This window comes from Vibrio sp. SSH13-20 (assembly GCF_040104475.1).
GTDB lineage: Bacteria > Pseudomonadota > Gammaproteobacteria > Enterobacterales > Vibrionaceae > Vibrio > Vibrio harveyi.
Genome location: NZ_JBECOU010000008.1, coordinates 307,395 through 322,361 on the forward strand (window position 1 = coordinate 307,395; position 14,967 = coordinate 322,361).

General features: G+C 44.1%; 10 protein-coding genes. 9 read left to right on the forward strand and 1 reads right to left on the reverse strand.

The features are described from left to right. Window positions 1–37 precede the first annotated feature (37 nt). From ABMY42_RS22075 to rmf, 9 genes are all read left to right on the forward strand, one after another. Window positions 38–256: a DUF2835 domain-containing protein gene (locus tag ABMY42_RS22075; RefSeq protein WP_005446806.1), complete on the forward strand. Its 219-nt coding sequence runs from the start codon at window positions 38–40 to the stop codon at window positions 254–256. Between the two features lie 199 nt (window positions 257–455). Beyond that, entirely contained in the window at window positions 456–5,297 is a 4,842-nt protein-coding gene (locus tag ABMY42_RS22080) for an NAD-glutamate dehydrogenase (RefSeq protein ID WP_005446807.1), read from the forward strand. Window positions 5,298–5,601: 304 nt separating this feature from the next. Next, entirely contained in the window at window positions 5,602–6,612 is a 1,011-nt protein-coding gene (gene pyrD / locus ABMY42_RS22085) for a quinone-dependent dihydroorotate dehydrogenase (protein ID WP_017190185.1), read from the forward strand. Window positions 6,613–6,781: 169 nt separating this feature from the next. Then, window positions 6,782–7,324 (forward strand): cell division protein ZapC, encoded by a 543-nt coding sequence (locus ABMY42_RS22090; RefSeq protein WP_005446810.1) that lies wholly within the window; start codon window positions 6,782–6,784, stop codon window positions 7,322–7,324. 511 nt (window positions 7,325–7,835) lie between these two features. Beyond that, the gene (gene rlmKL, locus ABMY42_RS22095; protein ID WP_050908734.1) at window positions 7,836–9,959 is read left to right on the forward strand and encodes a bifunctional 23S rRNA (guanine(2069)-N(7))-methyltransferase RlmK/23S rRNA (guanine(2445)-N(2))-methyltransferase RlmL; all 2,124 of its coding nucleotides are present in this window, start codon (window positions 7,836–7,838) and stop codon (window positions 9,957–9,959) included. A 7-nt stretch (window positions 9,960–9,966) separates the two neighbouring features. Then, on the forward strand, window positions 9,967–10,218 hold the full coding sequence (locus tag ABMY42_RS22100) for a glutaredoxin family protein (protein ID WP_080991058.1): 252 nt from the start codon (window positions 9,967–9,969) through the stop codon (window positions 10,216–10,218). Then, the gene (locus tag ABMY42_RS22105; RefSeq protein WP_349266804.1) at window positions 10,196–12,115 is read left to right on the forward strand and encodes an ABC transporter ATP-binding protein; all 1,920 of its coding nucleotides are present in this window, start codon (window positions 10,196–10,198) and stop codon (window positions 12,113–12,115) included. The genes ABMY42_RS22100 and ABMY42_RS22105 overlap by 23 nt, the downstream gene beginning before the upstream one ends. 7 nt (window positions 12,116–12,122) lie before the next feature. Then, the gene (locus ABMY42_RS22110) at window positions 12,123–13,910 is read left to right on the forward strand and encodes a DUF3466 family protein (protein WP_349266805.1); all 1,788 of its coding nucleotides are present in this window, start codon (window positions 12,123–12,125) and stop codon (window positions 13,908–13,910) included. A 171-nt stretch (window positions 13,911–14,081) separates the two neighbouring features. Further along, window positions 14,082–14,255, forward strand: coding sequence for a ribosome modulation factor (gene rmf, locus ABMY42_RS22115; RefSeq protein ID WP_005446820.1), 174 nt, complete (start codon window positions 14,082–14,084; stop codon window positions 14,253–14,255). Window positions 14,256–14,426: 171 nt separating this feature from the next. Here rmf and fabA read toward each other — a convergent pair whose 3' ends face one another. Beyond that, entirely contained in the window at window positions 14,427–14,945 is a 519-nt protein-coding gene (fabA, locus tag ABMY42_RS22120; protein ID WP_005390081.1) for a bifunctional 3-hydroxydecanoyl-ACP dehydratase/trans-2-decenoyl-ACP isomerase, read from the reverse strand. Window positions 14,946–14,967 lie beyond the last annotated feature (22 nt).

Here is a 14,967-nt window from a genome sequence, read left to right on the forward strand (position 1 = left end):
TCACCCTAGTTTTTTGTTCTGACAACAATCCATTTTCATGAACCAGTATTACTTCTCTCTCAACATCTCTTATCAAACATTTCTTTCACACTACTCTGGTGCCGCAAGTTCTGTACAAGTCATTACTGACAATGGTTTGAGGGTGCAACTAGATGCATCAAAATTTCGACCGTTTCTTAGTCAATTAGGCATTAGAGGTCGTTTTAGACTCACAACTGACCAAAATAATAAGTTTCTAAAGTTAGAAACTCTGTGATGCCTGATATTCCTAGTGAGTTAAACAGGAATCTTAGTCACATAATCAAACATTTCACCTCCTACCACTGCGAATTTTTGTTAAACATTTGTAATTATGCTTTTACAATAAGTGCATGCATTACCTATGCTTAGTTTCGAGGCTAAAACCCGAAGTTAAGTCCCCCTACAAAACAACAATTCTAATGTGGAGTGTGAATATGACCGCGCGTGAAAATGTAGTGCCGGTTCTGCTTGAAAAGGTATACCAACTAATTCAAGACAAACTCGAGCTTTCTCACCAACCGCTTGTAACTAAACTTGCTCAACACTTATTTAGTAACATTGCTGATGATGACTTGATTCAGCGAAACGAATCCGACCTATATGGTGCCGTTGTTAGCCTGTGGCATCATGTCAATGAAAAGAAACCAGAAGACATTTCTGTCAGGGTATTCAACCCAACCGTCAGCCGCCAAGGTTGGCAATCAACACACACTATTGTTGAAATTGTTGTTCCGGACAGCCCGTTTTTGGTGGATTCCATCAAGATGGCGTTAACGCGACTTGACCTTGTTTCTCACTTGATGCTCAACAACCCAACGCAACTAGAACGCGATAAAAAAGGGCAAGTGACGGACGTTAATGGCGAGGGTGGTGTTCTTCAATCTCTGTTCCATATCGAAGTTGACCGCTTAACCAGTAAAGGTGAAATGCAAGAGCTGAAAAATGAGCTACTGACCATTTTGTCTGACACGCGTTTAGTGGTTGATGATTGGAAACAAATGGTTGATAAACTTAAGATCGTTACTGATGATCTTGAAAAGAACAAAGATCGAGTTTCGATGAAGACTGATCGTTTAGATGAGACGATCGAATACCTACGTTGGTTAGGGGATCATAACTTCACCTTCATGGGTTACAAAGAGTATGATCTTGTTAGCGTCAATGGTGACACTGAGCTGCAACCTGTTAAAGAGAAAGGTCTTGGTCTCTTTGCCGATGACAATCGCATTCGTAGCATCAAGCTTTCTGAACTGTCCGACTCTGCGCGCCTAGAAGCGAAAAAGCCTTACGCATTGATCATCACTAAGGGCAATCAAGCATCTCGTATTCACCGCCCAGCTTACACTGACTACATTGGCGTTAAGAAATTCGATAAGAACGGCAAAGTGATTGGTGAGCACCGTTTCACAGGTCTTTACACTTCTGCTGTATACAACCAAGCCGTACAAAGTATTCCTCTGATCCGCGAGAAAGTGGATCGTATTCTAGAAGCGAGTGGTTACCGTAACGGATCGTACTCGTACAAAGCCCTGCACAACATTCTAGAAAACTACCCACGTGACGAATTACTTCAAGCTCGTGAAGAAGAGTTATTAGAAGTGGGGATGGGCGTCGTTCAAATGCAAGATCGTGACTTGTTACGTCTATTTGTTCGTAAAGACCCGTTTGGTCGATTCTTCAGCTGTATGGTTTACGTGACAAAAGATCGATACAACACAGAGCTTCGTCGTCAAACGCAACGCATTCTTAAGCAGTACTTTGGCTGTGAACAAGAGGTTGAATTCACAACCTTCTTCTCAGAAAGCCCGTTGGCGAGAACCCATTACATTGTTCGTGTAGACAATAACAACATTGATGTAGACGTGAAAAAGATTGAGCAGAACTTAATGGAAGTATCGACTTCATGGGACGACCGCCTAAAAGAGTCTATCATTGCTAACTTTGGTGAAAGCAAAGGTCTTCCGCTTTCGAAAGAGTACATGAGCGCATTCCCACGTTCATATAAAGAAGACATGATGCCAGGTTCTGCGGTTGCAGATATCGAACGTCTAGAAGCGTTAAGCGACGACAACAAACTCGGCATGTTGTTCTATCGTCCGCAAGAAGAAGCGGCTGAATCGAAAGCAGTTCGCTTGAAGCTATACCACCGCGACGAGCCAATTCACCTATCCGACGTGATGCCAATGTTGGAAAACCTAGGGTTACGTGTGATCGGCGAATCGCCTTATGAGATCGAAACCAACAATGGTCAAACATTCTGGATCCTAGATTTCTCAATGCTGCATAAGAGCGACAAGACCGTTGATCTTCGTGAAGCTCGCGATCGTTTCCAACAAGCATTCGCAGCGATTTGGGCTGGTAACCTAGAGAGTGATGGCTTCAACCGCTTGGTACTAGGCGCTTCACTGTCTGGTCGTGAAATCTCAATTCTTCGTGCATACGCGCGCTACATGCGCCAGGTTGGTTTCCCATTCAGCCAACAATACATAGAAGATACCCTTAGCCATTACCCAGATTTGGCAACGGGTCTAGTAAACTTGTTTGCCAAACGATTCGATCCAAAACACAAAGGCAGCGAGAAAGGTCAGAACGATCTTATCAAGAAAATAACCGAGCAACTGGATCGTGTTGAAAGCCTAGATGATGATCGTATCATCCGTCGCTACATGGAAATGATCACGGCAACGCTACGTACTAACTACTACCAATTGGACGAAAATAAGCAGCCGAAACCTTGGTTATCGTTGAAGATGAAACCAAGCGAAATCCCAGATATTCCTCAGCCAGTGCCTGCGTTTGAGATCTTCGTTTACGCACCTGATATTGAAGGTGTACACCTACGTGGCGGTAAAGTTGCGCGTGGTGGTTTGCGTTGGTCGGATCGTCAAGAGGACTTCCGTACTGAAATTCTTGGTCTGGTTAAAGCACAGCAAGTTAAGAACACGGTTATTGTTCCTGTGGGTGCAAAAGGTGGCTTCGTATGTAAACGTCAGCCAACTCTAACTAACCGTGATGAAATCTTCGCTGAAGGTCAACGTTGTTACAAACGCTTCATTCGCGCGCTTCTCGATGTGTCCGATAACATCATCGAAGGCGAAGTTATTCCGCCGAAGAGTGTAGTGCGTCACGATGAAGACGACCCATACTTAGTTGTTGCTGCCGATAAAGGTACAGCAACATTCTCTGATTTGGCGAACTCTGTATCGGATGAGTACAACTTCTGGCTAGGTGACGCGTTTGCATCAGGTGGTTCTAACGGTTATGACCACAAAGCAATGGGTATCACTGCGAAAGGTGGTTGGGAATCGGTGAAACGCCACTTCCGAGAAATGGGCATCAACTGTCAAACCACTGACTTCACAGCAATTGGTGTGGGTGATATGGCAGGGGACGTATTTGGTAACGGTATGCTGCTATCTAAGCATATTCGTCTACAAGCTGCGTTTAACCATATGCACATCTTCATTGATCCAAATCCGGATTCAGCCACCAGCTGGGAAGAGCGTAATCGCTTGTTCAATCTCCCACGATCAAGCTGGGAAGATTACAACGCCGAGTTGATCTCGCAGGGCGGTGGTATTTTCTCTCGTCGCTCTAAATCGATCCAACTAACGCCAGAAATCCAAAAAATGCTGGGCACGAAGAAAGCGTCTCTAGCGCCAAACGATCTGATTAAGATGATCCTGCAAATGGAAGTGGATCTGCTTTGGAATGGTGGTATCGGTACGTATGTTAAAGCTTCTAGCGAGACACACACTGATGTTGGCGACCGTGCAAATGACGTACTCCGTATCGATGGACGTGATTTAAAAGCGAAAGTGGTTGGTGAAGGCGGTAACTTAGGTATGACTCAGCTTGGTCGTATCGAATACGCAAGCACAGGCGGTCGTGTAAATACGGACTTTGTGGATAACGTTGGTGGCGTAGACTGTTCGGACAACGAAGTGAACATTAAGATCTTCTTGAATGGTTTAGTATCGAATGGCGATCTAACGGTTAAACAACGCAACCAGATTCTTGAATCGATGGAAGACGAAGTGGGCGAAATCGTATTGGACGATGCATACCGTCAATCTGAGTCTATTTCGGTGACTGAACAGCAAGGTGTTGGCATCGTTAAAGAGCAAATCCGCTTTATCCATACAATGGAGAAAGCAGGGTACTTGGATCGTGCTCTTGAGTACATTCCAGACGATGAAACCTTGATTGAGCGAGAGAAACAAGGTCTTGGTCTGACACGTCCTGAACTTTCAGTACTCGTAGCTTACGGTAAGATGGTTCTGAAAGAACAATTGGTTGCTGACGAAATTGCAAATGATGAATTCCATGGAAAACAGTTAGTTGCTTATTTCCCAAGTGAGTTACGCCGTAACTACAAAGATCAGATGGTAAACCACCCGCTGCGTGCTGAAATCATCGCAACAGCGCTGGCAAACCAAATGGTTAATGAAATGGGCTGTAACTTCGTGACTCGTCTTCAAGAAGAGACGGGCGCGAGTGTCGTTGATATTGCGAACGCTTACAGTGCAACACGTGAGATCTTCGAACTGGAAGATATTCTTAAGCAAACTCGTGCACTCGATAACGTTGCAACTGCAGAAGCACAGTATGAGATCATGTTTTACGTACGTCGTGCATTGCGCCGTATCTCTCGTTGGTTACTTCGCAATCGCAGCGGTAAGAGCACAGTAACTGAGTTAGTTGCACTATATAAAGACGATGTTCACACTATTACTGAAACGCTAGACACCATGCTAGTTGCATCAGAAGTGGAAGAGCATAACGAACTTGCTCAGAAATGGATTGAGCGCGGAGTAGAGGAGAAACTGGCACACCATGTAGCTCGTCTCTCTAGCCTACAGTCTGCACTGGATATTTCAACAGTAGCAAGCGAAACGGGTAAAACGGTTGAACAAGCCTCGAAGCTTTACTTTAATCTAGGTGACCGTTTATCACTTCACTGGTTCTTGAAACAGATCAATAGCCAAGCGGTTGATAATAACTGGCAAGCTCTTGCTCGTGCAGCATTCCGTGAGGATCTCGATTGGCAACAACGTCAATTGACTGCTCAAGTTCTAACTTGCGGCTGCTCAACAGAAGATCTAGACGTGATGCAAGCACTCGAAGATTGGATGACAACGAATGAATTGTCATTACATCGTTGGGAGAGCATCTTGAATGAATTCAAAGTTGGTTCCGTTCATGAGTTCGCTAAGTTCTCTGTTGCACTTCGAGAGTTGGTTCTACTTAACCTGAACTGTTCTTCGAACGAATAGGGTAAGTGACTTTAGCAAAAGCCTCGCAATCGCGGGGCTTTTTTATGTTCAAATCATTATAACTCCACACAAGAAGTGACGCCGTAACGTGCAATTTGAGTTTTCCTGGCATAAAATCGTTTGCTTTTAAATAAAAAGCTAGCAATTTTGTATAGAGAATAGAGTGCTAATCAACTGTTTTTATGAATAAAATTAAAATGAGACATACTATTTTGCTGAATTCACTCATTTTCATTGAATTGCACTGAAAAACAGTAAATAATATTGACCCGTTTACACGGGGCTTTTTTCTTTCGGAGGCACAATGCTTTACCGTCTAGCCAGAACTGGCTTTTTCCAACTTGATGCCGAAAAGGCACATGATCTTGCAATCAAAAACTTCCAACGCTTTAACGGCACTCCTCTCGATCTTTTCTATCGTCAACAATTACCAAATCGTCCAGTAGAATGCATGGGGCTTACATTCCGTAACCCAGTGGGTCTTGCTGCTGGTTTGGACAAAAACGGCGAATGTATCGAAGCGTTTGACGCTATGGGCTTTGGTTTTGTCGAAGTTGGTACTGTTACGCCTCGTCCGCAACCAGGTAACGACAAGCCACGTTTGTTCCGCCTAGTTGAAGCGGAAGGTATCATCAACCGTATGGGCTTTAACAACCTAGGTGTGGATCATCTGGTTGAGAATGTGAAAAAGGCAAAATACAACTGCATTCTCGGTATCAACATTGGTAAAAATAAAGATACACCAATTGAGAAAGGGGCAGAGGACTACCTGATTTGTATGGAAAAAGTGTACGAGTATGCCGGTTACATCGCCGTGAACATCTCGTCACCAAATACACCAGGGCTTCGTTCACTTCAGTACGGTGAAGCGCTAGACGAATTGCTATCTGAACTCAAAGAGAAACAAGCAGAACTTGCAGAAAAGCACGGTAAGTACGTACCACTTGCGCTAAAAATTGCACCGGATTTGAGCGATGACGAAATCAGCCAGATCTGTGAGTCGCTAATTAAGAATAACATCGACGGTGTGATTGCAACAAACACAACGCTTGATCGCACAGTCGTTGAAGGCATGAAACATGCGAACGAAGCGGGTGGTCTAAGCGGACGTCCGGTTCAATCACGTTCAACAGAAGTTGTTCGTAAACTTCATGAAGAGCTTGGCGATAAACTTCCGATAATCGGTGTGGGCGGTGTTGACTCATACGTTGCAGCGAAAGAGAAAATGATGGCAGGTGCACAACTTGTTCAAGTTTACACTGGTTTCATCTACCACGGACCAGGTCTCGTACGCGATATTGTTAAAAATCTATAAGAGCAATCGCTAAATCGTTGAGAAATCGACGCTTGTTACTAAAAAAAGAGGAATTCGTTTCCTCTTTTTTTTTACCCGTTCGTTTGTAAAATTTAAAAATCATGAGTAGGTAATTAAGCGTCTTACCTCTTATTACTGATTAACTAGTCACAAACAAGAGAACGGAATAATGCTTAAACCCAGCGACAAATGGAATTGGTATTTTGACGAGCAGAAAGCTTGCCTAATGCTGGATTTGGGGGAGGAGATGATTTTCCAAACCAATCTATGCCGTAAGCTGTTGGTCAATTGTGCCTTCTCAAACAATGAATTCACTGTTGATGACGCAAGCGCGTTTCAAACGTACAACGAACGAATCCGTTGTCTCGACATCAACGAATACCGTCAAGCCGAACTTACGCTCTATTGCGTAGCTGCAAAACGCTTTCATAAACCTGTTCAACCGAAGAGCTGGTTCTTCGACGCCCAATGCGATGGGCATGAGCCAGAAGAAGGGGATATGGTCTTCCTAACAAATCGATATTCAGAAGGCGTATTCATCGTTCTAGAACCAGGTGAAACATCAAGCCTATGTGCTTACGTAGGGCAGGATGAATTTCTACTTGATGGCAACAAAGTACTGCCATTTGGGCAACCAATTAAAGTAATGCACGATCGCATGGTGTGTGCCAATCACTTATTCACGATGGCACCAATGGCGATGGTGGGTTAATTTCCTTTTGATTTTTCTTTATTTTCGTTCCTTTGTTTGCATTAATCGACCTCATTAGGTCGATTTTTTTTGCCTAGAATTTTCTGAATATCTCCTCTTGTGCACGCCAAATACATGCCTAGGTGAGGGCTATTTTGTATCTCAGATATGAAGTAGCTCACTTTTATTCCACTTTTTTCATTTTAGCGTTTCCTTAATTTAGGCAACCAGACGCCTAATATTTCACCTTTTGTTCCCCTATACGCTCATTTTGTAAGTTAATTACACGCAAAATCAGCAGTTGGTATAGACCAAAAATGATGTAAATAAGTATTCACTCTCGTTATGATGCTTGTCTTTACTAGAAAGTGATAAAGAGACGTATTCTGTTTGTAGATGTGCTGTGTTTTGATTTTCAACAGATGAGATTGGCGACTGTTTGAGCTAATAAAGTAAAAATGCCTTTAAAAACGAGGCATTGATCGTAAAGTCAGGTATAATCAAAGCCATTTTTTATCGACGAAAGAACACTATGAATCAATATCTCGCGGTAACTTCAAACGGCATGGAAAACTTGCTTGTTGAAGAACTGACTAAACTAGGCATTGAAAACGCCAAACCAGTACAGGCAGGCGTTAAATTTAAGGCGACGAATGAACAGATTTACCGTTGCTGTTTGTGGAGCCGCTTGGCGTCTCGATTTGTACGTGTTTTATCGGAATTTACCTGTAACGACGACATGGACCTTTACCTGTCGACGTCTTCAATCAACTGGGTAAACCAGTTCCATAGTTCAAAGCGCTTTGTGGTCGACTTCAATGGTACGAACCGTGAAATCCGCAACAGCCAATACGGTGCGATGAAAGTAAAAGACGGCATCGTAGATTGCTTTGAGAAGAAAGGACTTCCTCGTCCAAACATTAACAAAGAACGCCCTGATATCCGCGTTCACGTTCGTCTGCACAAAGACAAAGCCATTCTTGGTGTGGATATGGTGGGTAGTGGCCTTCATCAACGTGGCTACCGCCCAGAATCAGGTCGAGCTCCGTTACGTGAGACGCTTGCAGCAGCAATCGTAATGCGTTGTGGCTGGGATGGTTCACAACCGCTTCTAGACCCAATGTGTGGTTCTGGTACGTTGCTGATTGAAGCTGCGATGATGGCAGCCAATATGGCACCAGGCGTTAAGCGCAAACAGTGGGGCTTTGAAGCGCTAGAAGATTTTGAACCAGAGCTTTGGGCAGAGATTAAATCAGAGGCAAATGTACAAGCTCGACGCGGTGTCAAAAAAGTTGACGCTAAGTTTTTCGGCTTCGATAACGACCCGAAAGTATTGAAGGTTGCACGAGACAACGCTCGTAGAGCTGGTGTTGAAGAGTTGATTGAATTTGCACAAGGCGATGCAGCAACCATTACTCGTCCGGCTGGTTTCGAATCTGGCGTTATCGTTTCTAACCCGCCTTATGGTGAGCGTCTTGGCACTGAACCTGGTCTGATCGCGCTATACACAGCATTTGGTGGTCAGCTAAAAGCAGAGTTTGGCGGTTGTAAAGCGTCTATCTTCTCAAGTTCAGACGAGCTACTAAGCTGTCTTCGTATGCGTGCGGACAAACAGTTCAAATTGAACAATGGTGCGTTACCTTGTCACCAAAAGAACTACAGCATTGCAGAGCGCAGCGTTGATGAAGTGAAAGGCGCGGACACTAATGTTCAAATTGCACCAGACTTCTCAAACCGTTTGAAGAAAAACATTGGCAAGATTGGTAAGTGGGCACGTAAAGAGAAACTTGACTGTTACCGTATCTACGATGCGGATCTTCCAGAATACAATGTAGCGATCGACGTGTACGGCGATCAAATTGTGATTCAAGAATACGCAGCACCTAAGAATATCCCTGAAGAAAAAGCCAAGCGCCGTCTAACGGACATCATCCGTGCAACGATTCAGGTAACAGGTGTAGAAGCGAATAACGTAGTACTTAAAGTTCGTGAGAAGCAAAAGGGTCGTAGCCAGTACCAAAAATTAGGTCAAGTTTCAGAGACGCTTGAAGTGAACGAGTACGGAGTGAAGCTGATCGTAAACCTTCATGACTACCTAGACACGGGCTTGTTCTTAGATCATAAGATCACTCGTCGTCGTCTTGGCGAAATGGCACAGGGTAAAGATTTCCTTAACTTGTTTGCTTACACTGGCAGTGCAACAGTGCACGCTGCGGTTGGTGGAGCGCGTTCTACAACTACGGTAGATATGTCTAACACGTACCTCAACTGGGCGAAAGACAACATGCAGCTAAACGGTTGTGTTGGTCGCCAGCATCGTTTTGAGCAAGCTGACTGTCTCCAGTGGCTTGAGAACGCCAAAGGTGAATACGATCTTATCTTTATTGACCCACCGACGTTCTCTAACTCTAAACGCATGGAAACGTCGTTCGATGTGCAACGTGACCACATTAAGCTAATGACGAACCTTAAGCGTCTGTTGCGTGCTGGCGGTACGATTGTTTTCTCGAACAACAAACGTCACTTCAAGATGGACGAAGCAGGGCTTGCAGAACTGGGCTTAAAAGCGCAGAACATTTCTTCTCAAACTCTGCCATTAGATTTTTCTCGTAACAAACAGATTCACAACTGCTGGTTGGTTACTCACGCAGAATAGGGACAGGATGTTGAACGTGCTAACGCTTTACAGCACTGAAGGATGCCATCTCTGCGAGATGGCGTTTGACCTCGTTAGTCAGATTGGTCTCGCCGAACAAACACACATCGTCGACATAGCGTTCGACGATGCTCTCTTTTCTCGTTACGGCGTAACAATTCCCGTATTAAAATATCAAGATTCTGAGTTGAACTGGCCGTTTGACTTTGAAAAACTCACACATTGGTTGGATAATAATGGCATTACTTACCATTCATAACGCACAACTTGCATTTGGCGACCACCCATTACTAGACAAAGCAGAGTTCGCTCTTCAAGAAAATGAACGCGTTTGTTTAGTTGGTCGTAACGGTGCAGGCAAGTCTACGTTAATGAAAGTGCTTGCTGGCGACATTTTGTTGGACGATGGCAAGATTCAAATCACCCAAGACGTCGTTGTTTCTCGACTTGAACAAGATCCACCGCGCAATCAAGAAGGCACAGTTTACGAATACGTATCTGGTGGTTTAGCTGAAATCGGTGAGCAGTTAAAGATCTATCATGATCTTCTCGATCTTGTCGCTCAAGACCCAAGTGAAAAGAACATTAATCGTCTTGCTAAGATTCAAGAACAGTTGGATCACCTTAACGCTTGGCGCTTTGATGATCGTGTTAAGAATGTACTTGGCGCGCTAAAGCTAAACCCTGAAACCAAACTGACTGATCTATCGGGTGGTTGGCAACGTAAAGCCGCTCTCGCTCGGGCACTTGTTTGTGACCCTGATGTATTGCTTCTTGATGAGCCAACTAACCACCTTGATGTAACGACCATCGAATGGTTAGAGAACTTTCTAAAGGACTTCAAAGGCTCGATCATCTTCATTTCCCACGACCGTGCATTCATCAAATCGATGGCGACACGCATTGTTGACCTCGATCGCGGACAACTCGCTTCTTTCCCTGGTGATTATGACCAATACTTAAATGACAAAGAAGAGATGCTTCGTGTCGAAGAAATGCAAAATGCAGAGTTCGACAAAAAGCTAGCTCAGGAAGAAGTGTGGATTCGCCAAGGCATTAAAGCACGCCGTACACGCAACGAAGGTCGTGTTCGTGCCCTTAAAAAGCTTCGTGAAGAACGTCGTGACAGACGTGAGGTTCAGGGTAAAGTTAACCTTAACATCGACGATGCTTCACGCTCAGGTAAGATCGTCTTTGAAGCTGAGAATGTCTCTTTTGCTTTTGAAGGCAAAAAAATCGTTGATAACTTTAGCTTCAACATTATGCGTGGTGATCGAATCGCACTGATTGGTCCTAACGGCTGTGGTAAAAGTACCGTTCTCAAGTTGCTATTAGGGCAATTATCAGCGCAAGGCGGTCGTCTTCATTGTGGAACAAAGCTCGAAGTGGCTTACTTCGATCAGTACCGTGAAATTCTTGATCCTGAAAAGACGGTTATTGATAACTTAGCAGATGGTAAGCAAGAAGTGATGGTTGGAGGGCGTCAGCGTCACGCATTGAGCTACCTACAAGATTTCTTGTTTGCACCAAAACGTGCTCGCACGCCAGTAAAAGCCTTGTCTGGAGGCGAAAAAAACCGTTTGTTGCTGGCTCGTATCTTGTTGAAACCTAACAACTTGCTTATTCTTGACGAACCTACCAACGATTTGGACATCGAAACGTTGGAACTTTTAGAAGAAATGCTTGCCAATTATCAGGGTACGTTACTGTTAGTGAGCCACGACCGTGAGTTCGTAGACAATACGGTCACGACCAGTTGGATTTTTGAAGGTAACGGCATAATCGAAGAGTTTGTTGGTGGTTACCACGACGCAAAACAGCAGCGTGATCAAGTTCTTGCTTCGCGCAGCCAGGTTGAAAAAGCAGCGAAGAAAGAGAAAGTGGTTGAGGAAACTCCCAAAACTACGCAACCTAAGAACAATTCGAAGAAGTTATCGTATAAGCTGCAAAGAGAATTAGAGGCTCTTCCAGCTAAACTAGAACAATTAGAGGCGGATATTGAGACTCTACAAGAACAAGTGAACGACCCAGAGTTCTTCACTAAATCTGTAGAACAGACTCAACCGGTATTGGAACAGCTCGCTGCGGTAGAGCAGGAGTTGGAAATCGCGTTCGAGAGATGGGAAGAACTCGAAGCAATGCAACAGGATAGTTAAGAATTCGATGAATTGTAGTAACAAATTCAAATTAACCGCTATCGCTATGATGGTCGGTACGGCAATGAATGCCAATGCAGCACTGTATCAAGTAGTTGAAGTTTCCCCTGAAAACGTCACTACGGAAACAGTGTACGGTGTCGCAATTCAACAAGGTGACGTGGATAACGATCCTGATACAGGAAAACCTTTCGCGCTGGGTTGTTTTGACAAAGGCGCAGATTGTGACTCAAAGCACTTTAAACTTGCGCTTGAAACGCGTGTAACCCCAATCTCAACTGGCCAAGAAGTCGACGGTGTTAGCTACCGCGAAGAAGTGCCATTTGCGATGGATTCGGGTTTCTTTTACGTACAAGAGTTCGATGACTTTGAAAGATACTGTAAGAACGAACGTCGTTACTCAACATGTGAATCTTGGGCATACGTGCATTGGAATCCTTGGCAAAAAGAAGCGTTTAATAAAGATTTTACTTCAAATGCACTAGCTTATGTTGAGGGGGATACACCCAATACAATCGACTCTGCAGCGTATACCAATAAGTACAACAATGTTATCAACAGTCTGACTGCTGAAGGGAAGCCTGTAGGCAATCAAAGTGTTATCAGTACAACAGATCCAACTATTTTAGAAACAAGAAATACGGTTGTTGCACCAGGAACTAGTCCTAACTTTGACACAAGCGACGCAGTTCCAAAGCTTCTAGAAAGCAGAGCTTGGAAAACGAACGGAACATTTACTGTAGGTAGCGTTTCTCGATTTGCCAACAATGACAATGGTGACCACTCTACATCTAAAGCTGCCATTTGGGATGCGACTGGTTCCGGCTCAGTGAAAGAAATAAGTTGGGGTACCACTAATGCAGAAGAAGATGAACGCTTAGCACAAGGCAGCATGCGAGATTTTGTTGTAAAAGGTTCTACTGTTTATGGCGTTGGCTATAACACATACGACAGTGGCAACAACTACATGAATGCGACAGTCTTCGTAGGAACGTTGACAAAAGAAGCCTCAGTCGCTGACTCTACATGGGTAAATAAAGTAGTTGATGGTGCCCAACAAAGAATTGGGGATAATACAGTTCATACTAATTCCCGCTTAACCGATGTAAACTCCAATTTTATTGCGATTGGTGAAGCTAAACGCTCGGGTGTTTACCTAATGCCAACAGGCTCTGCGCCGAACCGTCTTTTCGTTGTTGATGACGTTACTGCAGATTCAGTCAGTGCATCTTACCTGGCAGAAGTCGGTGGTATTTTCTTTAGCGGTGCTGGCGGTCAAATGGGTGGCATCAACTCATACAATGAGATTGTTGGTCAATTAGACGCTGAGAAGACTCGTGAAGAAGAGGGTAAACCTCGTCGTAAGCGTGGATTTATCTATCCATATGCTCAAGGTGGAACAGTTAGTGAGCGTGCTAAAGAAATCTTCGATGGCAAAGCATGGTTCCTCGACGATCTCACCAACGGTGCAAACGATCAGAGCGCAAGCGCCAGAGATATTTCTGACAGCAACAACGAGTTCCGTATCATTAGCGCTTCAGATATCAACGATGCCGGCGTTATCTCAGCGACAGCAATGAAGTGTGCAGGCGGTTATGACACAACAGCTCACAACTCTTTCTGTAGTAATGGTGAAGAGAAAATCGTTGCAGTCAAGCTTAAGCCGATTCCAGGTGCAACTAAAGCTGATATTCAATCACGCAGTGTTGAAGAGGAAGCTGCGGAACGCCAAGGCGCTGGTCTAGGATGGCTGGCTTTGACCATGCTGGGTCTATTCGGGTTCCGTAGAAAATAGTCAGTAATTTTTAAATCAAGCAGAGGCTCACAGAAATGAGTCTCTGCTTTTTTTATGCCTTGAGAAAATGCGCAATTTGATCGATTCTTGTAGATGGAGTCATAAAAACTCCATCAAAGTTTCACAATAACAGTAGTACGTTTGTAAATGGACCTGTATGAGGAATTAACTATGAAGAGACAAAAGCGTGATCGCCTAGAACGAGCTCAATCTCAAGGCTATAAAGCTGGGTTGAATGGAAGGTCTCAAGAGGCTTGCCCATATCAACAAATTGATGCTCGGTCGTATTGGTTAGGTGGTTGGCGTGATGCCAGAGATGAAAGACAATCTGGTCTCTACAAATAAACTCTCCACATACAAACAGAAGGATTTGAAAGGGCTCGTTAAGAGCCTTTTCTGCGTTTAAAGCGGATGTTTTTAAATGTAGCAATTTACGCGTGTGTCTAAACTAAATGCCATAAGATAAAGAAAAGGCTCCTTTGATAGGAGCCTTGATAAATACTTCAGAGTAGGAGATTAGAAGCTTGAAGTGTCTTGGAACAAACCCACTTTCAGATCTTTTGCTACGTAGATTTCTTTACCATCTACACATACACGACCATCAGCTAGACCCATTACTAATTTGCGGTTAACAACGCGCTTCATGTGGATCTCGTACGTTACTTTTTTCGCTGTTGGTAGGATTTGACCCGTAAACTTCACTTCGCCAACACCCAGAGCTCGACCTTTGCCTTTACCGCCAACCCAGCCTAGGAAGAAACCAACAAGCTGCCACATAGCATCAAGACCAAGACAACCAGGCATTACTGGGTCTCCAGGGAAGTGACAGTCAAAGAACCAAAGATCTGGAGTAATGTCCAATTCTGCGAGGATCAAACCTTTACCAAAATCGCCTTCAGTCTCAGACATTTTAGTAACACGATCCATCATTAGCATGTTTGGCGCAGGAAGCTGAGGGTAACCTGGTCCAAATAGCTCACCTTGGCTAGAAGCGAGAAGATCGTCACGGTTGTAAGAATCACGTTTGTTTTGCATTATCAATTACTCCAATTTTTGA

Coding starts and splice junctions, on each gene's coding strand:
- ABMY42_RS22110 (WP_349266805.1), top strand. CDS start 12,123: ATGAATTGTAGTAACAAATTCAAATTAACCGCTATCGCTATGATGGTC.
- ABMY42_RS22105 (WP_349266804.1), top strand. CDS start 10,196: ATGGCATTACTTACCATTCATAACGCACAACTTGCATTTGGCGACCAC.
- rlmKL (WP_050908734.1), top strand. CDS start 7,836: ATGAATCAATATCTCGCGGTAACTTCAAACGGCATGGAAAACTTGCTT.
- ABMY42_RS22100 (WP_080991058.1), top strand. CDS start 9,967: ATGTTGAACGTGCTAACGCTTTACAGCACTGAAGGATGCCATCTCTGC.
- ABMY42_RS22080 (WP_005446807.1), top strand. CDS start 456: ATGACCGCGCGTGAAAATGTAGTGCCGGTTCTGCTTGAAAAGGTATAC.
- pyrD (WP_017190185.1), top strand. CDS start 5,602: ATGCTTTACCGTCTAGCCAGAACTGGCTTTTTCCAACTTGATGCCGAA.
- fabA (WP_005390081.1), bottom strand. CDS start 14,945: ATGCAAAACAAACGTGATTCTTACAACCGTGACGATCTTCTCGCTTCT.
- ABMY42_RS22075 (WP_005446806.1), top strand. CDS start 38: ATGAACCAGTATTACTTCTCTCTCAACATCTCTTATCAAACATTTCTT.
- ABMY42_RS22090 (WP_005446810.1), top strand. CDS start 6,782: ATGCTTAAACCCAGCGACAAATGGAATTGGTATTTTGACGAGCAGAAA.
- rmf (WP_005446820.1), top strand. CDS start 14,082: ATGAAGAGACAAAAGCGTGATCGCCTAGAACGAGCTCAATCTCAAGGC.